The sequence below is a fragment of the Cyclobacterium lianum genome, from assembly GCF_900143075.1.
In the GTDB taxonomy this organism is placed as follows: domain Bacteria; phylum Bacteroidota; class Bacteroidia; order Cytophagales; family Cyclobacteriaceae; genus Cyclobacterium; species Cyclobacterium lianum.
The window spans coordinates 51,913-74,568 of record NZ_FRCY01000015.1 but is presented as its reverse complement, the minus strand read 5'-3'; the positions used below and the strand labels follow the sequence as shown (position 1 = coordinate 74,568).

The window sequence follows — 22,656 nt, the reverse complement described above, 5'->3', positions numbered from 1 at the left end:
ATGAACAAAAAACACCTGGATCAACTCACTGCCGGTAATTACGATTTTGACATAGAAGCTGCTTTTAGGAAAGGTTGGGATACATTTCGGAAGGTGGGTATATATTCGGTTTCATTCGCTTTACTGATTATTTCCGTCCAGTTCTTATTCATGATGTATGCGCCCGAATATCTTTTTGTTTTTTCCTTGTTTCTGGCAGGCCCCCTTTTTGCCGGTTTTTATTTGGTAGCCAATAAGGTGAGTCAGGGAGAGCCCATACAGTACCCCGATTTCTTCAGGGGGTTTGGCTATTACATCCCGGTCATACTGGTGTGGATCGTAGGTCAGTTTTTGACCGTAATCGGTGTCTTTGCGCTGGTATTACCTGGTATATACCTTTTGGTGGCCTATATGTTCGGGATATTGATCAGCCTGTTTTTTGGCCTGGATTTCTGGAACTCACTGGAATACAGCAGAAAAATAATCCACCGGCAATGGTTTAAATTCTTTACTTTTGGATTTTTCCTGGCTTTGATAAATATCGCCGGCGCTTTACTTTTTGGCATAGGTTTGGTTATTTCGATACCAGTGACCTATTATGCAATTTACCATGTTTTTGAATCCATCACCGGGCAGGTGGCAGTCGAAAACGATTGAACTCCTAACCTTCTCGCAGGTAAATTCTACTCTTGAATATCGACCGCAGGAAGTGTAAATGTATAAATATGGTTCATTTACAACAGGTTAAATATAAAAACCTGTATTTTATGGTTACATTTGCCATTTGAAACCCGACCAAGGTTAACACCAACCATCTAAAATAGCGATAGCAATGAGATTCAACGCACGAATTAAAGTTATACTTGGTTTTTTTCTGGCAACATGTCTGATTGTAGGGGCCGGGGTGATTACTTACTACAGTGTAACGCAACTACTCGATTCCGTAGAGTCCCTCGCTGAACCCAACCAAAAGCTCAGAAATCTCAACGAGCTGCTGGCTGATATCTATCAACTGGATAAATCTCGTAGTGTTTTTGTGGAGGAAGACAGTAGTCAGGACCTTAATTTTTATAACCGTATCCAGGAGGAGATCAAGAAGCTGGAACGCATGGCGGCAGACACGGCAGAACTTGGTCAGCTTAAACGCATCAACTACAGTGTCAACGAACTGATGGTCGTGTACAAAGGTCTGGATGACGTCAAATCCAATCTGTATAACCGCAACTTTAGTAAAGAAGCGCTCAATAATATTGAAAGAAAGATAAAAAGAAAAGAGGAGTTGAGCAGGCTGCAAAGTCTGGGCAAGATCCGAATCGGCATAAACCCCCCATCTAACGACAACAATGCGAGAGCAGAGATAAAACCCACACAGCCAAGCAGCCAGGAAAGCCTTGGGAATGTACTGGCCGGGGCAGGTAAAGAGGATATGGAAAAAATCCTGGGCATGCTCCGGTTAAACCTGAACAGAGTCAACCCGGTGGATACCCATACGCTCTCCAGTTCAGATTCGATTATTTATGCTGTTCGGCAAATGGTTTTGGATATCAATAATGAGGAGCAATACCTCCGCTCGCGGCTCAGTGCACTCGAACAGGAGCTGAACGAAAAGAACAGGAACCTCATTATCAATATTCAGGAAATTGTCGCTGCGCTGCAGCACGAAGCTTTGCAAAAATCCAAAGCAGAAAACAATTCCGCCTACCAGCTCACCTATAAGCTTTCTCTATTGCTCGGCCTGCTGATCATTATAGGGGTGATCGGTTCTTCAGGATTTATCTTCAGCATCATCAAGGAAATTAAAAAATCAGAGTCCTACCAGAAAACGCTGGCCGAGGCGAAGAAAAAGTCAGATAATCTGGCCAAAACCAAGCAGAATTTTCTTGCCAGCATGAGTCATGAAATCAGAAATCCCCTGCATGTAATCAAGGGATACAACGATGCCATCGCCAAAACTTCACTTGATGCCGACCAAAGAGAATATGTACGGATGATCCAGCTCGCCTCCGGCACATTACTGGGCATAGTCAATGACATTCTCGATTTCTCAAAATTGGAAGCCGGGAAAATAAAGATCCAGAAGGGCATCATCAATCCCGAATTGTTTTTTAAAAACCTGCATTCATTTTACAAGCAAAAGGCCCAGGAAAAGGGCCTTAAATTGGACTTTTCTGTACTTTTACCTGAAAACAAGTTTTTGCTTGGGGATGATTTGAGGATTAACCAGATCATGAACAATCTGCTATCCAATGCCGTGAAGTTTACAGAAGAGGGGAAGGTATTGGTTCGGGTATATTTTGAACAACACGGTCCTGAAGAAAAAGGTACGCTGGTATTGCAGGTCAAAGACACAGGAATGGGGATGACAGCTGACTTACAGCGGAATTTATTTAAAGAGTTTAATCAGGGGGATGGAAGCGTATCCAGAAGGTTTGGAGGTACAGGTCTTGGGATGGCCATCATCAAAAGGCTGGTGGACCTGCAAAACGGGCAGATAAAGGTAGATAGCGAACATGGTAAGGGTACAGAGATTACGGTCTGTTTGCCTTCTACATTGTTGAAGAAAAAGGAAAAGCAGACCCTGCCGGCTTCAAGAATCGAAAGGATGGAAGGTCTGCAGATATTGCTGATCGATGACGACAAAATGGGTTTAAAGTTTGTGGAGCTGATGCTCAATAAGCTGGGTGCAACCATCGTGACTTATTCCGGTGGAATAGACTTCAAAAAGAATTTCAAAGAGGAGTTTTTTGACCTGGTTTTATTAGATATCCAGATGCCGGAAATCGACGGATACCAGGTATTTGAGCTGTTGAGAGAAAATCCAAAATACCGGGAGGTTCCTATTCTGGCGATGACGGCCAATGTATTTGCCAATGAAAAGGAAAATTTAATCAAATTTGGATTTGATGGCCTCTTGTTAAAGCCATTTAATGAGAATGATTTGATCGAAAAAATCAGCTCCTCCGTTAAACTGGTCAATACCGGGACGAGTCCGGAACACTCCGCAGAGTCGCGGGAGATCATCCCTGAGGAAAGGAAGCCCGGTGTATATGATCTCTCCGAAATCAGAAAGTTCTGTATGGGGGATGAAGCATTGCTGAAAGAAATTCTAGAGGGTTTTTATACCCAGACGGGGTTGGATTTGATAAGGATCAATAAAGCCGTAGATGAGGGCGATTACGAAAAAGTACAGGGCATCGCCCACCAACTATCCAGCAGGTTGGGCCAGCTCAAGTTCAAAGAACGCAGCCTCGCAAAGGCCATTGAATGTGATCTCAAAGAGGGCAAAACCGAAGGAGTGAAGGAAAAGGTGTGGGCCCTTACCGAGAAAATAAATGGCTTGCTGGAGGATCTTGGCGAAAGGTATGGATATGCCTTTGCCGATTAGTCCAAACCATATTTTTCAAGCTTATTGTAAAGGGTTTTTCTGTCCATATTCAGGACCTTGGCGGTTTTCGATTTATTGAATTTCAGCTCCTCAAGTGTTTTCATGATCAGCATTTTTTCCTGTTCTTCAAAAGAAGACTTAAGATCCTTAGCAGAATGGATGTCTGCCGGCTGAGGAGGTTCGCTGTCGAGTATTTCCATGGGGATCACCTCGGGCTGCACCAGGCCTTCGCCGGTAAGCAATACAGCCCTGCGGATGATGTTTTTCAGCTCCCGGAGGTTTCCCGGCCAATGATACTGCAGAAGGATTTTTTCCACTTCAGGACTGAAACCTACTACATTCTTATCCAGACCGGCATTGCTTTTTTCCATAAAAAGCTTTGCAAAGAACATCAGGTCTTCTTTCCTTTCCCGCAATGGCTGAGCTTTTAGGCTGAACTCATTTAGCCGGTGAAAGAGATCTTCCCTGAATTGCCCTGATCTGGCGAGTTCCTGTAAATCATCATTGGTGGCGGCGATGATCCGCACGTCTATGGGGATGTCTTTATTTCCTCCAATCTTGCGGATCCTTCTTTCCTGTATGGCCCGCAGCAATTTGATCTGTATGTCGTAGCTGAGGTTACCAATCTCGTCCAGGAATATGGTCCCACCATTCGCATTTTCAAAATGTCCCGTTTTGTGGTCTATGGCTCCGGTAAAAGCACCTTTTACATGTCCAAACAATTCGCTCCCAGCCAATTCCTTGGATAAGGCACCACAATCTACAGCGACGAAGGGTCCGCTGGCACGTTGGGATTTTTGATGAATGCGCTTTGAAATGTACTCCTTGCCGGTGCCACTTTCACCCAGAACAATGATACTCAGGTCTGTAGGCGCTACCAGGTCAATGTGTTTTTCTACCTGTTGCGCCTGGAGACTTTGGCCAATCTGGTAGTCCAGTTCTGAGGAGGCGCTGGCCTGGCCCGTACTCCTTTGCGCTTTTTTAGCAGGCGCCTTGTCCGGTCTGCCTTTTCTTAGTGCCTGCTGCACAGTCAAGAGCAATTCATCCGGGTTGATGGGTTTCGTGATGTATTCGAAAGCTCCCATCTTCATGGACTTGACGGCAGTACGGATGTCCGAATAGTTGGTGATGAGAATTACCGGCGAATCGGGATGGTGATGGATGATTTTTTCCAGCACATCCATACCGGTACCATCAGGAAGCCTGTAGTCCGTGATGGTCAGCGCAATTTTGTGTTTTTCAAAGTGACCCAACCCATCATTTACCCTGGTGGTACTCAAAACCTCATATCCATTCTTTTCCAGAAAATTTTTGATGATTTTGGAGTAAGTAAGATCGTCTTCTATCAGGAGAATTTTTGCCATGAATATTTTTCCAAACGCGTGTTCGATATTAAATATAAAATAAAAGCACCGATTTCCCAATCAGTGCTTTCCGGTAATTGTTGGCTTAGCTGTATTTTCCTCTACCTGTTTTACTGACGGATGACTCCACCATTTTTGTCATACATCACCATGATGCTGAAATCATCGGTATCCAGGAAGCTGACATCGTAATATTCATTGTCTTTTCTGGATATTTTCTTCACCGCAGTAATCTTCAAATCGTTGAAAAGGCTGTCTGTCTGAATAACCTGCTTTACATTTGAAGGCAATTCCGTTGCCATAATGGACACGGTATCAATCTCTATACCTGCACTAACGTTGGATTGAAAAAAATGGTTGTCGTATTCCGAACCAATCTTTTCAACCCGGGTGCCATAATACACCAGAAGGCCAAAAATGACCAGTAGGGAAATTCCACCTACCCTGGCTTTTGCTGTTAACTTTCGTCTCATAATCTTTACTGATCTGTAATTTCTCTTGCAGGAATTGTGCCACTCTTTTACAGATGCAGGCTGCCCTTTCTGGTCCGATAATGGGTATTTTATACCCATGTTGCGGAAAATCGGTAACTATTGCACCTTCAGAAAACTTTGCTAACTTTGCCGGTATTGTATAACTTCAAACGCTTCGCTTGCATGCCCCCGGATGCGTGAATCCGGGGGTTTTTATCTGTCTGAGTAGACAGGTTTTTCTTTGTTATATAAATGGTATTCAATGGGAATTAAGGCACAGGCACCCATAGGGATTTTTGACAGCGGCATTGGAGGCCTGACAGTGGCAAGGGAGGTAAAAAAATTGCTTCCTGAGGAGCAAATCATTTATTTTGGTGATACCGCGCATTTGCCTTATGGCGATAAAAGTACTGCAGCCATACAGGCTTACTCCATCAAAATAGCTGATGTACTGCTTAAGGAGAATTGCAAACTGATATTGATCGCCTGCAATTCAGCCTCAGCAGCGGCATTTGAGTTGGTAAAGGCGTATGTTGCGTCCAAAGCCCATGTATTCAATGTAATTGATCCGGTGGTAAACTACCTCAGGGAAGTACATCCCGGCCAGCAAGTGGGGTTGATCGGCACCAAACAGACGGTAAACTCAGGTGTGTATTTGCAGAAAATCAACGATTTGGATGTGGGAATTGTCTTGAAGTCCCTGGCTACTCCCTTGTTGGCTCCGATGATTGAGGAAGGCTTTCACAGGGAGCATATCAGCCACGAGATTATTGCTGCTTATCTTTCCCAACCCATTTTGCAAAACATTCAGGCATTGGTTCTGGGCTGCACGCATTACCCCTTGATAAAAACACAAATACAGGCATTTTACCGAAACCAAATTGATCTCATTGATGCCTCTGAAACGGTAGCCAGGTCTGTTGCCTCTTTTTTGGGATACCACCAGCTATTGGCCCGGAAAGATCCAGGCAGAGAAGACCGGTTTTTGGTTTCCGATTACACTGTTTCTTTTGAAGAGACAACCAAATTATTCTTTGGCAAACAAATCAAACTTCAGAAGTACCCCTTATGGGAATAGCGATTGGCGGTTTTCATCGTGTGCATAGTCAGCCGAGAGGCTGTTGATTTTTTTATTTCCTTCGCTAAGTTTGGTGGGATTCAGGGGTTTATTCCTGAAAAAAAAACTTAACTTTGTGTCTTAATTTACCCCATTAGTACTTATGAGTGACGAGATCAAACACGAATGTGGGATTGCGCTAATCCGCCTGAGAAAACCGTTGCAATATTATATCGATAAGTATCAAACACCTTTTTATGCTGCCAACAGGCTCTACGTTTTGATGCAAAAGCAGATCAACAGGGGGCAGGATGGGGCAGGTCTGGCCAATATCAAAATCAACACCCCTCCCGGAACCCGCTATATCAGCAGGTACAGGTCTGTAGAATCAGAGGCAGTTACCAAAATATTTCAGAAAATCAATAAAAAATACAAAAAGGCAAAAAAGGCGGGTTCCGAGGACGACCTGATGGATGCCGGATGGATCAAAGAGAACACCGCATTCAGCGGAGAAGTCTGGCTTGGACATCTGCGGTACGGTACCCATGGACAAAACAGCATTGAGACCTGCCACCCATTTTTGAAACAAAACAATTGGCGGAGCAGGAACCTGGTGATGGCCGGCAACTTCAACATGACCAATGTGGAGGAACTTTTTGATAATCTGGTAAAGCTGGGGCAGCACCCCAAAGAGGAGACCGATACGGTTACGGTCATGGAGAAAATCGGTCATTTTCTCGATGAGGAAAACCAAAGGATTTTTGACAAATACAAGGGCCATTTTTCCAACAGAGAGATCACTGAGGTCATTGAACAGGAACTGGATGTGGCGAGAATATTGAGAAGGAGCTGCAGAGACTTTGATGGGGGCTACGCCATGGCCGGGCTGATAGGCAATGGGGCGGGATTTGTGGTAAGAGATCCTACAGGCATACGTCCTGCTTATTATTATGCCGATGATGAGATCATCGTGGTGGCCTCAGAGAAACCACCCATTAAAACGGCATTCAATATTGATTATCAACAAATTAAAGAAATTCAGCCTGGTAATGCCTTGATTTTTAATAAAGACGGATCATTTGGAGAGCATGAAATCATCCCCCCCAGAGAAAAGAAGTCATGCAGTTTTGAGAGGATTTATTTCTCCCGAGGTACAGATCCGGACATCTACAAAGAGCGGAAAAATCTGGGTCGCGCTCTGGTGCCTCAGATCCTTAAGGCCATCGATTTTGACTTGAAGAATACCGTATTTTCGTATATTCCAAATACCGCGGAAACCGCCTATTATGGCATGATTGAAGGCCTGGAGGACTACCTCAGCGCCAAACGAAGGGAAATTCTGATTGAAGGCAAGCCTCACCTGGAAGATCTCGAAGACCTGTTGAATTTCAGGCCAAGGGTAGAAAAGCTGGTGAGTAAAGACGTCAAACTCAGAACTTTCATCACCAACGATTCCGACAGGGATGTGATGGTCTCCAATGTATATGATACTACCTATGAAGTGATCCGCTCCGGTGTAGATACCATTGTAGTGATTGATGACAGTATCGTGCGGGGTACTACGCTGGAAAAAAGTATTCTGACCACTCTGGATAAGCTCAAGCCCAAACGGATCATTATCGTCTCCTCAGCGCCCCAGATCAGGTTTCCGGATTGTTACGGCATAGACATGTCCAGGATGAAAGATTTTATTGCTTTCCGGGCCGCGGTGGCGCTGCTGAAGGAGAGAGGTATGGAGCATGTTTTAGACGATGTATACGATAAATGCATTGCCGAACCGGATGCACGGGTGAATTTTGTCAACGAAATTTATGCGCCATTTTCGGATCAGGAAATTTCCAATAAGATCGCTCAGATAATCACTTCTGAAAAGATAGAGGCGCATGTACATGTCATTTACCAGACGGTACAAAACCTTCAACTAAGCTGTCCTGCTCATAGAGGTGACTGGTATTTTACCGGAGATTTTCCTACAGATGGAGGTATCAGGGTGGTCAATAAAGCCTTTGTTAACTACATGGAAGGAAAAGTAATCAGGGCTTACTAATTGTAACTATTGGGAAACAGCATATTAATGATTGATATAAATTTATTAAAACAGATTTGTGAATTGCCCGGGGCTCCGGGTTTTGAGAAGAAAATCCGTGATTTTGTGGTGGTTAAAGCCAGAGAACTTGCCGATGAGGTGCGGGTGGATAACCTTGGAAACGTAATTGCCATCAAGAGGGGGAAAAATAACCCGGAAAATAAAAGAGTAATGGTGGCCGCCCATATGGACGAAATCGGATTTATTGTCACCCATATTGATGAGAATGGATTTTTAAGGTTTCACCCGCTGGGGGGCTTTGATCCCAAAACGCTCACGGCGCAGCGTGTGATCGTACATGGCAAAAAGGACCTGGTCGGTGTGATGGGCAGCAAGCCGATACACGTGATGACTCAGGAAGAAAAAACCAAATTGCCGAAGCTTACCGATTATTTCATCGATCTGGGCATGGAAAAAAAGGAGGTAGAAAAGTGGATTCAGGTAGGAGACCCCATTACCAGAGAAAGAGAGCTGATAGAAATGGGCGACTGCGTCAATTGCAAGTCTATTGACAACAGGATAGCAGTGTTCATTTTGCTTGAAACGCTCAAAGAACTGGCGTCCCCGGCATTCGACCTGTATGCTACCTTCACCGTTCAGGAAGAGGTGGGTTTGCGGGGGGCTCAGGTTTCTGCCCATCATATTGATCCCGACTTCGGGATTGCGTTGGACACCACCATCGCCTTCGATTTGCCCGGTGCAGCGTCTCACGAAAAAATCACCGAGCTGGGAAAGGGCACAGCCATAAAAATTATGGATTCCTCTGCAATCTGCGATTACCGAATGGTAGCCTTCATGAAGCAGACTGCGAGCAGAAACAACATTCCCTATCAGACTGAGATTCTTACAGCAGGAGGTACAGATACAGCCGGGGTGCAAAGGATGGGCAAACAGGGAGCCATAGCAGGCGCCATCTCCATTCCGACCAGGCACCTGCATCAGGTAATTGAAATGGCGCATAAATCTGATGTGGCCGCAAGTATCAGGCTGCTAAAAGCATGCCTGGAAGAAATGAATACCTTTGATTGGACGGGTTGAAACAACGCATTCCTTAAGGTTTTACCCGCTTTTTGGGAACCTTCTTTATCAGATACTTTTTTAACCCATCGTAACCCAGGTGCTCGTGGTTACTGATAGTAAAGGAGTATTTATCGGAAAAAACCAGTATCAATTGCCTGAATATGCGTTGGTTGGCTTTTATTTCTTCCTCCTGCCAGGCCAGAAGGTCTGTTAGCCCGTATGTTCGTCTCTGGGCTTTGAGTGGAAGCCATATCTCTATTTTTTCTTTTCCCGCTGCCAGAAACTTGTAGCCTGCCATCATTTTTACCAGTACCAGCAACAATACCACTGTCACGATGGTACTACCCAAAAGGTAGAACAGAAATGGGAATTCCCGGCTGGTATTGAAATCATAGAGCAGAAAGCTCAGTCCGGCAAAGAGAACGACGACTACCAGCCCCAGGGCCAGATAGGTACTTCTTTTGGGTTTACAGCTTACCATTTCATAGAGCGATTTGATCCAGTGTATCTTTTGAAAAGGAAGTCAATTCGGCAAAAAAAAGCTGGAAGTAATCTTTAAATTCATCATGGTGCAAGGTAAGAAATTCCGGAGCTTTTTCCATTTTTGACTCAAATGCGGTGCGGTAGGATAGTCCAGTAAATGAGCGCTGAAGCCCCTCCATCGTACCATAATTTACCAGCCAGTTTTCCTGTTGCATATATTTGAAGGGATAGAGAAACTTTTTGGGCAATATGGCCTGGTGGGATCTCAGTACACCGTATACCCATTGAACAAAGCTTTCCAATGGCCGCTCATCATAGTTGCACCAGTTTTTGGCCAGAAAGTAATCAAAGTACATGTCGGTGATTACTGTTGCATACCGTTTGAATATTGGTTTGAGCAGTGATTGGGCTTCCTTTACCAGGGGGTGGCAGTCTGTAAACGCATCGATCTCCCGATGTAGCATTATGCCGTTTACGATCTCTTTTTCAAACTGCTGCTCCAGGTCTCCACGGACAAAATCTCCGATAAAATTACCTACCAGTATCTTGGGTTGATCAAATGATAAATAAGCATGTGCAAGAAAATTCATGCGGTCTCTAGGCTGTTTTGATAGTAAATAGAAATGTTTTTCCTAATCTTGGGCCTGTGAAAAAGAAAATACAGATGGCAAATATAGAAGAAGAAATAGCATATACCAGCAGACTTTTACAGCAGGAATGGGAGGAAGATCGAAGACAATTTCGTAGCCTGACCTATAGCAAATCCATCAATGAGAAAGTCAGTGCCGGAATGTGTTGGTATCCAGTGAATTTGGTAAAGGTGAAATGGGCCTTTACCGAACAGTTGATTGTCGAAATCAACGTGCACCAGGCTCCCGATAGCCACAAATTCCAATCAGGAAAATCCATTTGTCTTTTTTCCAACAGTAACGATAACAAGCTTCGGGCCAGTTTTGTAAATGGAGTTGTCAACCATGTGCATAAAAACCAAATGACGGTAAGTCTGCACACTGGCCAGGTGCCGGACTGGATATACAGTGGCAAACTGGGGCTGGACCTGATGTTTGATGAGTCCTCCTACAAGACCATGGCCCAAGCCCTGGAGAAGGTGCTTCAGGCAGACAAAAACCGGCTCGAAAGGCTGCGGAATGTGTTTCTGGGAAAAACCGCTGCCATCATTAATGAAGAGCAGCAATTTCCGGCATCAGGATTGAACGCTAGTCAGCAAGAAGCGTTGGAAATGATCCACAGGGCAGAAGATCTTGCTATCGTACATGGCCCCCCCGGGACGGGCAAGACTACCACACTTGTTCGATCCATTGAGATTGCGTTGCAGACCCAGGTTCAGGTCCTGGTATGCGCACCCAGCAATGCTGCTGTAGATGTGCTCGTAGAAAAGCTCGCGGCAGCGGGGCTCCAGGTACTGAGACTGGGGCATCCAGCGCGGGTAGATGATGGCATTTTCCAACAAACACTGGATGCAAAAATCCTCGCCCATCCGGCGTACCGAGATTATAAGAAGCTCAAAAAGTCCGGAGAAGAAGCCAGAAAAAAGGCAAGAAAGTTCAAAAGAAATTTTGGTCCCGTTGAGCGTGAACAAAGGAAAATGGATCTGAATGAAGCAAACCGTTGTTTTGGTGAAGCCAGGCAACTCCACGATTATATGGTTCAGACCATCCTGGAAAGCAGCCAGGTCATCGCCTGTACCCTGGTGGGAGCTGCCTCAGCCCTGCTGCAGGGGCGGGTTTTTCCGGTGGTCTATATAGACGAGGCAGCCCAGGCCCTGGAGCCTGCATCCTGGATACCAGTATTGCAGGCCGAAAAGGTGGTAATGGCAGGCGATCATTGTCAGCTACCTCCGACCATTAAATCCAGAGAAGCGGCAAAAGGCTTACAGGTAACACTGTTTGAAAAGGCCATTAGGAACAATCCGGCAAGTGCACACATGCTGACCTTGCAATACCGCATGCCCGAAGCGATCATGGGTTTTTCAAACCATGCCTTTTACCACGGAAAATTACTGGCTGCGCCCAATACCCGGACCCATTACCTCAATCCCGCAGAGAGCGTAATGGAATATGTCGATACCGCTGGCAGCGGATTTATGGAATATCAGGAGAAGGAAACCGGGAGCATATGCAATAAAGAAGAAGCTGCATTGGCCCTGCGACTGTTGCAGGATCTGCTCAAGCGAACAGGGCGTGTTGTGGAAAGGGGAAAGCCCTGGGAGATTGGGCTGATTGCACCCTACCGGGCACAGGTAAACCTGCTCAGGGAACTGCTGCAGGAGGACGATGCCTGGGTATACCTGAGGCAAATGAAAGACCATATTACCATAAGCACTGTCGATGGGTTTCAGGGGCAGGAAAAGGATATCATGCTGATCAGCATGACCAGGTCAAACCCGAATGGTGAAATCGGTTTTTTGAAAGATACCAGGAGAATGAACGTAGCCCTTACGCGGGCCAGAAAAAAGTTAATCGTGATCGGAGACAGTGCTACCATCGGCCATCACCCGTTTTATCAATCCTTTTTGGATCATATGGAGGAACAAGATCTCTATCACAGCGTATACGAGTACCTGTACACAGGGGGTTAATTTAATGAGGGATTAGGTTTCGCTTTCATATATACGGCATTAAGGTATGCGAGCGCATCACCAAAGCAGCTTGCCGCTTCCAAAATTTCCTCCGCGGCTTTTCTGCCATTCAATTTGCTCAGCAGCAAGCCATATAAGGTATGTATATAAAGCTGCACCTCATGCCCGGGATCCTCATCTCCTGCTTCGGAAATAAGCGAAAGCAAATGAGACTGGGTTTTTTTGTATAGGGCAAAGTAGGTTGGATCTGTGCGGATCAATTCCCAATGGATGCTGGCCAACTGATCTACAACACGCTGCACATGAGGAAGGTGACCTTTTTCCTGAATACCGATTTCCTTCATGTCCCTGGCCATCCCCTTCAGCCAGTTTAGGCTTTCGGATCGGTCCCTTGCATCTACCTTCTGGTGGCCGAGCACATATTTTTCGACTTCCTGCATATCAAAATGGTAAGCCCGGATGAGATCCTCCATGCGGTACAGGTACAGGATATATTCTACAATATTTTCCTGCTTTTTCTTATCGGCTATGATCTTCATATTTTCATTGATAAATTTCTTTTTTGACAGCAGCCATTTCCGACTGGAAAAAGTGGTCCCATCGATTTTGCATTTCCTCATTTACGGGCTTTGTGGTTTGGGCATCGTATTGGGAGTCCAGCCTTTTCCAATCCTTGAAATTTTCCCGGATGATGCCATTCAGTTGGACTTTGTACTGCCTGGGATCAAATTCCCGCCCATTTACATCCCGTACTATGCGGTAGCCGATGATCTGTGCGATGGCAAAATGACCGTTTTCGTGGTGCAATACCTGTTGCCTTCTGACCTGGTCCGAGCGGTCCAGAAAATCCCGAGTGACCTGGGTAAGATCCTTTTGGAGGTTAATTTTCGCGTTGATTTCCAGCTTTACATGATCCGAATAGGAATGTACCTTCAGAATCTCCACCTCGCAGGTGCTTAAACAAATGGCATTGATGCTGCTTTTGCCACGAATGAGATCTACCTGCTTAAAATCTTCCCAGGTCAATGTGCGGTTTGGCGACACCGTTACCTTCCCCCGTTTGGGTGGGCTTTTCGGAATGTGCCCGCAAAGCAGGCCTCCACAAATGAAAACCCCTGCAGCCAGGTATAGAAAAGTTTTTCGATTCATTTCAATAAAATTCCCTGATTCTCCCTGAGGCAGCTGATCCCCCGGACCCGCACGCAATTTATTCGGTGCAATATACAAATACGAAAAGCGCGCTTTTTTCCGATCTGTTCATTAATTTTTCTCAAATATCTGCGATTCTGCATACAATTGCAACCTGAAAAGGTGGGAGAAGGCTTGTACGGATCAGCACAGATATAAAGATCAGGAGCGGGTAAAGTTTGGTGCCCAAACCCTGCTATTTTTGAAATCATAAACAGAAAGGACCGCCCAGGAAGGGGTTTTTAACGGCTTGAAGTAAATATATGATCGAGCAAAATTTTCCAGGGTTTTTCGATTGGTCCTGCATTGCTAAGTCATGGGATGGAATATGGTAAATCTATTAGGGATGTAGTTTCAAACTGATCCGGTGGGGAGAAAATTGTTGAAAATCCACACCTATCCGTAGTAAAGCAATGGAAAGGCCTGCTTCTAATTAATATCCGCAAAATCTATAAAAACGCCGGGGATTTACTATTTTTGCATCCAGTATGAACATGCAAAAAATAAGAAATTTCTGTATAATCGCCCATATTGATCATGGCAAAAGTACCCTTGCAGACCGGCTCCTGCAATTCACCAATACAGTGACCGAGCGGGAAATGCAAGACCAGCTGCTGGACAGCATGGATCTGGAACGGGAGCGGGGCATCACCATAAAGTCCCATGCGATCCAAATGAAATACCCTTATCAGGGCGAGGAATATACCCTAAACCTGATCGATACCCCGGGCCACGTGGATTTTTCCTACGAAGTGTCCCGATCTATTGCTGCCTGCGAAGGGGCGCTGCTGATCGTGGATGCCTCACAAGGCATCGAGGCCCAGACCATTTCCAATCTTTACCTGGCCATCGGCCACGATCTGGAAATTATCCCGGTACTCAATAAGATAGACCTTCCTGGAGCCCAGCCGGAGGTGGTGGCAGACGAGGTCATGGAATTGATTGGTTGTAAGCGGGAAGACATCATTCTGGCTTCGGGCAAAGAAGGGATCGGCATCGAAGACATCCTGAACGCAGTGGTCGAAAAAATACCGGCGCCCACCGGTGACGAAGAAGGACCCCTGCAGGCCATGATTTTTGATTCGGTGTACAACCCATTTCGCGGCGTAGAGGTACTTTTTCGCATTTTCAACGGGACCATCAACAAGGGCGACCGGATCAAGTTTGTCAATACCGGAAGGGAATACGAGGCAGATGAAATTGGTATTCTGGGGATCCAGCAAAAACCGCAGCCTCAGCTAAAGGCCGGTAATGTGGGCTATCTGGTATCAGGAATCAAAGTAGCCAAAGAGGTGAAAGTCGGGGATACCATCACCCATGTGAAGCGGCCCTGCAGTACTACCGTACAAGGTTTTGAAAACGTCAAGCCCATGGTATTTGCCGGGATTTATCCGGTAGACACCACCGACTTCGAAGAGCTGCGGGCTTCCATGGAGAAACTGCAGCTAAACGATGCCTCCCTGGTCTGGGAGCCGGAGACGTCCGCAGCTTTGGGTTTTGGCTTCAGGTGTGGCTTTCTCGGAATGCTTCACATGGAAATCATCCAGGAGCGCCTGGAGCGTGAATTCGACATGACGGTCATCACCACAGTGCCCTCGGTACAGTTCAGGGCCATGATGAACAATAACGAATACCGTACAGTAAATGCGCCTTCCGATATGCCCGAACCCAATTTGTTCAAGCACATCGAAGAACCGTATGTAAAAGTAGCCATCATCACCGCTGCTGATTACGTGGGACCGGTCATTCAGCTTTGCATGGACAAGCGCGGACAGATAAAAAATCAGGTCTACCTGACCTCAGACAGGGTTGAGCTTACTTTCGACATGCCGCTGGTCGAAATAGTCTTTGACTTCTTTGACAAACTAAAAACCATTTCCCGGGGATATGCCTCCCTGGATTACGAACTGATCGGCTTCCGTCAATCACACATGGTCCGCCTGGATGTGATGTTGAATGGTGAGCCGGTGGACGCGCTGTCTGCCATCGTACATCGGGACAAGGCCTATGAATGGGGAAAGCGGCTTTGCGAGAAACTGAAAGAGTTGGTGCCCCGGCAGATGTTCGAAATCGCCATCCAGGCGGCTATAGGTACCAAGATCATTGCAAGGGAAACCGTAAAAGCGCTGCGAAAGAACGTATTGGCCAAATGCTATGGAGGCGACATCTCCAGAAAGAGAAAATTGCTGGAGAAACAGAAAAAAGGAAAAAAGCGGATGCGCCAGGTTGGGAACGTAGAAGTGCCTCAGGAGGCTTTTATGGCCGTATTGAAGCTAGACTAGCACCAAACCCATAGGCAGTTGGATTTGGTCTGGCTCTGCATAGGGGCGGCGACACCATCCTAGCGATGCAAAAAATATGACTAATGGAACAGAAAAAAGGATTTTTAAAAATAGATGGCAAGGCAGTTTCGGCCACCATAAAGGAGGAACTTACCGAGGAAGTGTCCGCGATGAAAAAGCAGGGTATGCGTGCACCTCACCTCGCAGCCATTTTGGTAGGTAATGACGGTGCCAGTCAGACCTACGTCGGAGCCAAGGTAAAAGCATGCGAACAGGTGGGTTTTGAATCTACCCTGATCCGTATGGAGGACACCGTTTCGGAAGCGGAGCTTCTGGCCGCCGTAGAAAGGGTCAACGAAGATCCGGATATCGACGGTCTTATCGTGCAATTACCTTTGCCAAAACACATTTCCGTTGAAAAGGTCACGGCCAGAATTCGACCTGAAAAAGACGTAGACGGATTCACTCCATCCAATGTGGGCAGAATGACCCTGGGTTGGCCGGCCTATATTTCCGCTACGCCAAACGGAATTCTGGAGTTATTTAAGAGGTACAAGATCGAAACCTCTGGCAAGCATTGCGTGGTGATCGGTCGCAGTCATATCGTAGGCTCTCCCATGAGTATTTTGATGGGCAGGAATGCCTATCCAGGCAATTGTACCGTGACGCTGACACATAGCCGTACCCGAAATCTGAAGGAGATTGCCAGAAGTGCAGATATATTGATTGTGGCCATAGGAAAGCAGGGATTTGTGACGGGGGATATGGTAAAGGAAGGTGCGGTGGTTATTGATGTCGGAATTCACCGCATCGCAGATGAAAGCAAGAAAAGTGGTTTCCGGTTAGTAGGTGACGTGGTTTTCGATGAGGTAGCCGACAAGGCTTCCGCCATTACACCGGTACCTGGAGGGGTGGGCCCCATGACCATAGCTTCGCTGCTATACAACACACTTCAGGCAGCCAAAGGGGAAATTTATTCCTGAGGCAGGCGTTTTATTTATTAGAAACCAGCGGTTCAATAACCCGCTCAATCAAAAATTATGAAAGAACAGCAGGAATTGGTCCATACGGGGCGCCTTTTGCCTTTGATGGAAGCCTTTTATACCATACAGGGAGAAGGGATATTTTCGGGACAGTCGGCCTATTTTATCCGGCTTGGGGGATGCGATGTGGGATGCGTCTGGTGTGATGTCAAGGCTTCCTGGGAAGCCGGACACTGGCCATTGGTTTCCGTAGAAAAAATCGTGGAAGAGGCGGCAGCCTATCCATCGAGGTTGGTGGTAATCACGGGAGGAGAACCACTAATGTATGACTTAAGCCTGCTTACATCGCTTCTGAAGGAAAAGGGATTTCACATCAATATTGAGACTTCCGGCGTTTATCCCCTGTCGGGAAGCCTGGATTGGATTTGTTTTTCTCCCAAGAAATTCAAAGCGCCGGATCGGGGTATCTACGAGCAGGCCGACGAAATGAAAGTGATCGTTTTTCACAAAAGTGATTTTGCTTTTGCGCTGAAGCATGCTGCATTGGTCAATGAGAAATGCCGCTTGCTGCTCCAGCCGGAGTGGTCCAGGGCGGCAGAAATGACGCCCCTGATCATCGATTTTGTAAAAGAAAATCCTGCGTGGAGGGTTTCATTGCAAACCCACAAATATATGGAAATACCCTAAAAAGATATGCTGAGGTTGGTGCTGCTTGGTTTGTTGTTTTCGTTGGCTTTGGTTCGAAGTCAGGCGCAGGAATATTCTATCATAGACAAGCGAGCCATCCGGTATTTCGAGGAAGGGGAGGATTTTCTTCAGAGAAAGCAATTTGCCGAGGCTACAGACAAGTTTGCCGAGGCCTACAGCAGAAGCAAAGATTTTTACGAGGCTTACATCCGCCATGCGCAGGTTTTGCTGAGTAGCGGCCAGGCTTCAGAGGCCCTGGAAGTGATCCAAAAGGGACAAAGTAGGTTAGCGATCACGAAAAGTGATTATTTCAGAGGAAAGATGGGCTGGCTGGAAGGTCAAATACACCTGAAAATGGGCGCTTTTCAGCAGGCATTAAATACCATTCAAAACAACCAGCCTTTTTTTACTACGGATTTTCTGGCTTCAGAAGCCTATCGGGAAAAGAAGCGTCAACTTGAATTGATCGCGCAGGGGTTGGAGAATCCCCTGCAACTGAGAAAAGAAAAGCTGGAAACTCCGTTGAATCAATTCAGGCTGCAGTATTTTCCTGTGCTGACTGCCGACGGGCAGCGAATCTTTTTTACAAAGCGGGACGGTACATCGCCAAGGGATCACGAAGACATTTTTTATTCCAATCTTGAGGACGGACAATGGAGCTCTCCCGAGCCGATCTCTCTGATGATCAATACCCGCTATAACGAGGGGACCTGCACCATTTCTGCGGATGGAAACCTCCTGATATTTACTTCCTGTGATACGCCGGATTCATTCGGCAGCTGTGACCTCTACCTGACGGCAAAAGTCAATGGCACCTGGCAAAAACCAGAGAACATGGGAAGGAATGTGAATTCACGGTTTTGGGATTCACAACCCTCGCTTTCGGCAGACGGCAGTACGCTGTTTTTTTCCTCCAACCGGCCCGGAGGTGAAGGAGAAAATGATATCTGGTATGCTGAGCGCCAGCCGGATGGATTGTGGTCAGAGGCAAAGAATGTGGGCGATAATGTCAATACCAGTGGCAATGAGGTGTCCCCATTCGTTTTTTTTAACAATACCGTGCTTTTCTTTTCCTCAGACGGGCACGAAGGGTATGGAGGAAAGGATATCTTCCTGAGCCGCTATGGAGGGTACCGTGGATTTGGAGAACCAGAAAACCTTGGATTTCCGATCAATGATCAAAATGACCAGGTGGCGCTTTTTATCACGGCGGAGAAGGATTACGCCTATTATACCGAAAACAGTTACTCATCGGGTAGGGTGGACAGTTCCTTCCTGTACCGTTTTGATTTTCCCCCGGAAATCGACCTGGGGGAAAATATTATCGTAACCGAAGGGCGGGTGCTCAATGAAGAAACCGGTGAGCCGGTTGATGCCCTGCTTTCTCTTGTTGACCTGGATAATGATAGCACGCTTTACAGGTTTAAGGCCGAAGGAGAAATGGGCGAGTTTATCATGATCTATCCGGACAAGGCTTTTTCCGGACTTTATGTGGAGAAGGAAGGTTTTATGCCCAAGATCTACAATGTGGACCGGGATAGTTTGAAAAACAGGAAAAACCTGGAAGTTCAGCTGGAACCAATAGCTCCCGGAAACTACTTCGTTTTTGAGAATGTATTTTTTGATTTTGATGAATCGAGCCTCAGGCCTTCCTCTGTCAGTTCACTCAATAGACTGGTCAAATTCCTAGAAAAGCATCCGGCAGTCTCTATCCTGATCGCTGGTCATACCGACAATGTGGGAAGTGATGCGTACAATATCAATCTCAGCAGAAAAAGGGCAGAGGAGGTTAAGAAATTTTTGATTGGTTCCGGGATATCCCTTGACCGCATCGCTACGGCAGGAAAAGGCTCATCATCTCCCATTCGGCCAAATGATACAGAGGAAAACCGCGCCTATAATCGAAGAATTGAAGTGGTGATCCAATAGTTTCCTTCAGAAAAAACGGTTTTGTATAAACTGAATTGGATTTAAAGCGTTTATTATCTGTTGATAATTCCCGTCCTCCCGCTTAACTTACCGCCTTCGATTGGAATATCCACGGAATTTGTATAAAATTGATTGATTGTTCACTTCAAATCAAATTTATGAATAAAGTCCTACCACTGGTTTTAGCTTTAATCCTCCTTTCCACCTGGGCCAGAGCGCAAAGCAGGACTGTCACCGGTACCGTTACGGATGCAGAAGCCGGCTTACCCCTGCCCGGAGTGACGGTGTTGGTGAAGGGAACCAACACCGGAACCATCACAGATATAGACGGGAATTACCAGATTGAGGTATTTGAAGGTGACAATACATTGGTGTTTCGTTTTGTAGGTTTGCAACAACAAGAGGTGCCCATAGGCAATCGTACTGATATCGACGTGGTGCTCAGTCCGGATGTCACTGCTCTGGATGAGGTAGTAGTAACCTCCTACGGGGACCAGACCAGAAGGGAAGTAACCGGGTCAATTGCATCCGTGAAAGGAGAAATATTCCAGGACTTACCCATGCAGTCCTTTGACAGGGCCATGCAGGGAAGGGTGGCAGGTGTGCAGGTGACTTCCGGATCCGGTCAGCCCGGGGGTACGTTGAATGTACAGATCAGGGGAGTAGGCTCCATCAATGCGGGTACCCAGCCTCTTTATATCGTAGATGGTGTACAGGTCGCTTCGGGAGGCCTGTCGGGACAAGGACCTCAAAACGCTCTTGCATCCATCAATCCCAACGATATCGAATCCATAGAAGTGTTTAAGGATGCGGCGGCCGCTTCCATTTATGGTGCACAGGCTGCAAACGGCGTGGTCCTGATCACCACCAAAAGAGGCAAGCAAGGCCAGACCAAAGTGAGGATTTCGGCACAGGAGGGTTTGGTACAACCACTCGGCTTTTATGATGTCATGGACGCAAATCAATTGGCATCCATTAAAAGACAGGCCTACATCAATGCGGGATTAAACCCCCAGGATGCAGAAAATATTTTCGGGAGCCCTTCCGATTCCGGTTTGCAGAATTCAGACTGGCTGGGAGAGCTTTTCAGGGATGGCAGGATGAGTGTCTACGATGTCTCCTTGTCCGGAGGAGACGCAGGTACCCAATTTTTCATATCCGGATCACACACCTTCCATCAGGGGCAAATTATCATGTCGGATTATTCCCGGACTACGGGGCGCCTGAACCTTACGCACAGGGTTAATGATAAATTCAGTATCAATGCCAATCTTTCCCTATCCAGACAAATCACCAATGGCTCCATTGATCGTGGTAATTTTGTCAACAGCCCCTTCGTGGCTGGCTATGTAGCAAGGCCAAATGTTCCTATTTATAATGAGGACGGTACTTTCGCTGAGTATCCCTCCGAGCACTTGTTCGGATACAATATCGTTCAGGGAGTCAGACAGGAACTCCGGAAGGGCACCAGCTACCAATCCGTATCTAATCTGCAATTGAATTACAAGTTTCTGCCCTGGCTGGGCTTTACTGCCTTCGGTGGTATTGATTTCTCAGACAACAGGGACGAAAACAACCGGCCATCTACCATCCCCGCATTCGCAAGCTACGGCGGGTCCTCAACATTTGTAGATAGGCGAATCATCAATTCCAATGCCAATGCCAACTTTAATGTCAACAGGAAGTTTGACGATATCCATACCCTATCCGGAATTCTGGGATACGAATACAAGATGGAAACCCAGGAAAATACTTCGGCCACAGGCAGAGGCTTTCCCAATCCTGTTTTGAGATACCTTCAGAATGCAGCCCAGCCTTTTCAGGTGGGTGGATTCTATACCGAGTTTATCAGGACAGGTTTCTTTGGACAGGCCAAATATGACTACGATGACAAGTATACCTTTGATCTGACGGTGAGGCGGGATGGCTCCTCCAGATTCGGTACCAATACGCGCTGGGGTAACTTCGGAGCTGTATCTGCCGGATGGAGAATTTCGTCAGAAAGATTTATGGAGAATGCCCTCTGGGTGGATAACCTGAGGTTGAGGGCCTCCTATGGCGTTACCGGTAATTCCAACATAGGGAATTTCGAGTCCAGGACCCTGGTGGGATCTGCCGGACAATATCTCGGCGGCGGAGCCCTGAGATTTGTACAATTGGGTAACGACCAGTTGACCTGGGAAGAGTCGTTATCGATGAATTTCGGTGTGGACGGGACATTTTTTAACGGTCGGATCATTGCGACTGTAGACCTCTGGCGCAAGGATTCCCGCAGCTTACTTTTTGAAACTCAATTGCCCATAGACTCTGGGTTTGGATCCATTACCCGAAATACCGGAAAAGTGAGGAATCAGGGCATTGACTTTGACCTCCAGACCACCAACCTAATCTATGGTAAATTTCGCTGGAGCACCGCTTTTAATACCTCCATATTTTCCAATGAATTGCTGGAACTCTACGAAGGTTTGGACCGCCTGGGTAATGACCTGATTGTGGGCAAGCCGATTGATTTTTATTATGCCTACGAGTATGCCGGTGTCAACCCTGCCAATGGAGCGCCGATGTACTACGATGAAAATGGAGAATACACCTATCTGCTAAGCGATGACGACCAGAAATACATCGGGAGTGCACTTCCCTGGACGTACGGGGGGCTATCCAACACGCTTTCTTTCGGGCCGGTCAGCCTGGAGGTTTTTTTCCAATACCAATACGGAAACCTGGCATTTAATCAGGATTTGTACAATATGGCCCAGGCCGGATCTATAGGACAGGACAACCAGACCACTGATCAACTGTACTTCTGGCGAACGCCCGGTCAGATTACCAATGTGCCCAAGCCCTATGAAGGGGGTAGAATCCCGGGCCACTCCGGTTACCAGCAGTTTTCGACCAAGCAGATCTCTGACGGCAGCTATATCCGGTTAAAACAAATAACGCTCAACTATAATTTGCCCCAAAACCTTCTTTCCAGGGCGAAGATTGACGAAATGAATGTTTTTGTGCAGGGACTCAACCTGTGGACACTTACCAAATACAATGGTTTGGATCCCGAGGTCAATTCTATAGGGGATACCTATGGGACCTATCCTATTGCGAGACAGGTGACAGCAGGTATCAACCTTACATTTTGATAAAAAA

The 22,656-nt window shown here is 46.5% G+C and carries 17 protein-coding genes; 11 read left to right on the top strand and 6 right to left on the bottom strand.

From position 1 onward, the window contains the following. Positions 1-636 (top strand): DUF2189 domain-containing protein, encoded by a 636-nt coding sequence (locus tag BUB19_RS19275; RefSeq protein WP_073096926.1) that lies wholly within the window; start codon positions 1-3, stop codon positions 634-636. A 175-nt stretch (positions 637-811) separates the two neighbouring features. Beyond that, complete coding sequence (locus BUB19_RS19270) at positions 812-3,364, top strand: ATP-binding protein (protein WP_073096924.1); 2,553 nt, start codon at positions 812-814, stop codon at positions 3,362-3,364. Here the strand turns inward: BUB19_RS19270 and BUB19_RS19265 are convergent. Then, the gene (locus tag BUB19_RS19265) at positions 3,361-4,728 is read right to left on the bottom strand and encodes a sigma-54-dependent transcriptional regulator (RefSeq protein ID WP_073096923.1); all 1,368 of its coding nucleotides are present in this window, start codon (positions 4,726-4,728) and stop codon (positions 3,361-3,363) included. The two genes, BUB19_RS19270 and BUB19_RS19265, sit on opposite strands and share 4 nt — an antisense overlap. A gap of 110 nt (positions 4,729-4,838) precedes the next feature. Beyond that, positions 4,839-5,201: a hypothetical protein gene (locus BUB19_RS19260; protein WP_143156103.1), complete on the bottom strand. Its 363-nt coding sequence runs from the start codon at positions 5,199-5,201 to the stop codon at positions 4,839-4,841. Positions 5,202-5,463: 262 nt separating this feature from the next. On the opposite strand from BUB19_RS19260, the gene murI reads away from it, so the two are divergent. The 3 genes from murI (at position 5,464) to BUB19_RS19245 (ending at position 9,382) form a co-directional block, all read left to right on the top strand. Then, positions 5,464-6,279 (top strand): glutamate racemase, encoded by an 816-nt coding sequence (gene murI / locus BUB19_RS19255; RefSeq protein ID WP_073096920.1) that lies wholly within the window; start codon positions 5,464-5,466, stop codon positions 6,277-6,279. Positions 6,280-6,421: 142 nt separating this feature from the next. Next, positions 6,422-8,305 carry an amidophosphoribosyltransferase gene (locus BUB19_RS19250; protein WP_073096919.1) on the top strand — a complete coding sequence of 628 codons (1,884 nt, stop codon included), beginning with the start codon at positions 6,422-6,424 and terminating at the stop codon, positions 8,303-8,305. A gap of 27 nt (positions 8,306-8,332) precedes the next feature. Beyond that, positions 8,333-9,382: a M42 family metallopeptidase gene (locus tag BUB19_RS19245; RefSeq protein WP_073096918.1), complete on the top strand. Its 1,050-nt coding sequence runs from the start codon at positions 8,333-8,335 to the stop codon at positions 9,380-9,382. A 13-nt stretch (positions 9,383-9,395) separates the two neighbouring features. Here the strand turns inward: BUB19_RS19245 and BUB19_RS19240 are convergent, their stop codons facing one another. Both BUB19_RS19240 and BUB19_RS19235 read right to left on the bottom strand, forming a co-directional pair. Continuing rightward, positions 9,396-9,845 (bottom strand): hypothetical protein, encoded by a 450-nt coding sequence (locus BUB19_RS19240; protein WP_073096916.1) that lies wholly within the window; start codon positions 9,843-9,845, stop codon positions 9,396-9,398. A 1-nt stretch (position 9,846) separates the two neighbouring features. Continuing rightward, positions 9,847-10,437, bottom strand: a complete 591-nt coding sequence (locus tag BUB19_RS19235) for an acyl carrier protein phosphodiesterase (protein WP_073096915.1) — start codon at positions 10,435-10,437, stop codon at positions 9,847-9,849. A 56-nt stretch (positions 10,438-10,493) separates the two neighbouring features. Between BUB19_RS19235 and BUB19_RS19230 the strand changes: the two genes are divergently transcribed. Then, the gene (locus BUB19_RS19230; protein ID WP_317041599.1) at positions 10,494-12,446 is read left to right on the top strand and encodes an AAA domain-containing protein; all 1,953 of its coding nucleotides are present in this window, start codon (positions 10,494-10,496) and stop codon (positions 12,444-12,446) included. On the opposite strand, the gene BUB19_RS19225 is transcribed toward BUB19_RS19230, so the two are convergent. Both BUB19_RS19225 and BUB19_RS19220 read right to left on the bottom strand, forming a co-directional pair. After that, positions 12,443-12,985, bottom strand: coding sequence for a DUF4924 family protein (locus BUB19_RS19225; protein WP_073096913.1), 543 nt, complete (start codon positions 12,983-12,985; stop codon positions 12,443-12,445). The genes BUB19_RS19230 and BUB19_RS19225 overlap by 4 nt on opposite strands. Positions 12,986-12,989: 4 nt before the next feature. After that, entirely contained in the window at positions 12,990-13,595 is a 606-nt protein-coding gene (locus BUB19_RS19220) for a DUF922 domain-containing protein (protein ID WP_245802907.1), read from the bottom strand. Between the two features lie 527 nt (positions 13,596-14,122). Between BUB19_RS19220 and lepA the strand changes: the two genes are divergently transcribed. From lepA to BUB19_RS19195, 5 genes are all read left to right on the top strand, one after another. Then, a complete protein-coding gene (lepA, locus tag BUB19_RS19215) occupies positions 14,123-15,916 on the top strand; it encodes a translation elongation factor 4 (protein ID WP_073096911.1) in 1,794 nt (597 codons plus the stop codon). Positions 15,917-15,999: 83 nt separating this feature from the next. After that, a complete protein-coding gene (locus BUB19_RS19210; RefSeq protein ID WP_073096910.1) occupies positions 16,000-16,899 on the top strand; it encodes a bifunctional 5,10-methylenetetrahydrofolate dehydrogenase/5,10-methenyltetrahydrofolate cyclohydrolase in 900 nt (299 codons plus the stop codon). Between the two features lie 57 nt (positions 16,900-16,956). After that, positions 16,957-17,586: a 7-carboxy-7-deazaguanine synthase QueE gene (locus tag BUB19_RS19205; protein ID WP_073096909.1), complete on the top strand. Its 630-nt coding sequence runs from the start codon at positions 16,957-16,959 to the stop codon at positions 17,584-17,586. A gap of 6 nt (positions 17,587-17,592) precedes the next feature. Further along, on the top strand, positions 17,593-19,515 hold the full coding sequence (locus BUB19_RS19200) for an OmpA family protein (RefSeq protein WP_073096907.1): 1,923 nt from the start codon (positions 17,593-17,595) through the stop codon (positions 19,513-19,515). Positions 19,516-19,673: 158 nt separating this feature from the next. After that, the gene (locus tag BUB19_RS19195) at positions 19,674-22,649 is read left to right on the top strand and encodes a SusC/RagA family TonB-linked outer membrane protein (protein ID WP_073096905.1); all 2,976 of its coding nucleotides are present in this window, start codon (positions 19,674-19,676) and stop codon (positions 22,647-22,649) included. Positions 22,650-22,656 lie beyond the last annotated feature (7 nt).

Excerpts from the sequence above, each read along its gene's own strand:
- BUB19_RS19260 (WP_143156103.1), bottom strand. The coding sequence starts at position 5,201 with ATGAGACGAAAGTTAACAGCAAAAGCCAGGGTAGGTGGAATTTCCCTA.
- BUB19_RS19270 (WP_073096924.1), top strand. The coding sequence starts at position 812 with ATGAGATTCAACGCACGAATTAAAGTTATACTTGGTTTTTTTCTGGCA.
- BUB19_RS19195 (WP_073096905.1), top strand. The coding sequence starts at position 19,674 with ATGAATAAAGTCCTACCACTGGTTTTAGCTTTAATCCTCCTTTCCACC.
- BUB19_RS19210 (WP_073096910.1), top strand. The coding sequence starts at position 16,000 with ATGGAACAGAAAAAAGGATTTTTAAAAATAGATGGCAAGGCAGTTTCG.
- BUB19_RS19220 (WP_245802907.1), bottom strand. The coding sequence starts at position 13,595 with ATGAATCGAAAAACTTTTCTATACCTGGCTGCAGGGGTTTTCATTTGT.
- murI (WP_073096920.1), top strand. The coding sequence starts at position 5,464 with ATGGGAATTAAGGCACAGGCACCCATAGGGATTTTTGACAGCGGCATT.
- BUB19_RS19275 (WP_073096926.1), top strand. The coding sequence starts at position 1 with ATGAACAAAAAACACCTGGATCAACTCACTGCCGGTAATTACGATTTT.
- BUB19_RS19240 (WP_073096916.1), bottom strand. The coding sequence starts at position 9,845 with ATGGTAAGCTGTAAACCCAAAAGAAGTACCTATCTGGCCCTGGGGCTG.
- BUB19_RS19235 (WP_073096915.1), bottom strand. The coding sequence starts at position 10,437 with ATGAATTTTCTTGCACATGCTTATTTATCATTTGATCAACCCAAGATA.
- BUB19_RS19200 (WP_073096907.1), top strand. The coding sequence starts at position 17,593 with ATGCTGAGGTTGGTGCTGCTTGGTTTGTTGTTTTCGTTGGCTTTGGTT.
- BUB19_RS19265 (WP_073096923.1), bottom strand. The coding sequence starts at position 4,728 with ATGGCAAAAATTCTCCTGATAGAAGACGATCTTACTTACTCCAAAATC.
- BUB19_RS19250 (WP_073096919.1), top strand. The coding sequence starts at position 6,422 with ATGAGTGACGAGATCAAACACGAATGTGGGATTGCGCTAATCCGCCTG.
- BUB19_RS19205 (WP_073096909.1), top strand. The coding sequence starts at position 16,957 with ATGAAAGAACAGCAGGAATTGGTCCATACGGGGCGCCTTTTGCCTTTG.
- lepA (WP_073096911.1), top strand. The coding sequence starts at position 14,123 with ATGAACATGCAAAAAATAAGAAATTTCTGTATAATCGCCCATATTGAT.
- BUB19_RS19225 (WP_073096913.1), bottom strand. The coding sequence starts at position 12,985 with ATGAAGATCATAGCCGATAAGAAAAAGCAGGAAAATATTGTAGAATAT.
- BUB19_RS19245 (WP_073096918.1), top strand. The coding sequence starts at position 8,333 with ATGATTGATATAAATTTATTAAAACAGATTTGTGAATTGCCCGGGGCT.